At 41.5% G+C, this 383-nt stretch carries 1 pseudogene; it reads right to left on the bottom strand.

What is annotated here, in order from left to right:
- A pseudogene (locus ACYVRH_RS15020) lies at nt 1–259 on the bottom strand (hypothetical protein); the annotation flags it as partial.
- Between the last annotated feature and the right edge of the window lie 124 nt (nt 260–383).

Genomic DNA, 383 nt, shown 5'->3' with positions numbered 1-383 from the left:
AAACAAGCACAGGCTCACTTGCCGACCCCATAGCCAGATACAACAAAAGCGGAGCAGTCCCTATTGTCAATGGCGTAACAACGCACCCTGTAACACCGCAAATTTTTTGCAACCCACGACAAACACCATCTCCCTCAATACTAGGTTCTTCTTCCAAAATTTTAATATCTTCCCTCAAAGTTTCATCAGAATAAGGCACATCAAATTCATGGTGAAAAGTTTTAATCACTATTGTACAATCGCACCCATTAACTAGCATTGTTCATTCCCTCTACAGTAATTCGCAGACTAATAATTACTTCCCAATCCATACCGCAATTAGCTTTTTTCGGCGGCACATATTTCTTTCCTGTAACTACCGCCTTATCAACAATCCCGCCCAA

The organism is Treponema sp. R80B11-R83G3 (genome assembly GCF_054786115.1).
The sequence above is the reverse complement of the archived record's forward strand: the minus strand, read 5'-3'. Positions and strand labels throughout refer to the sequence as shown.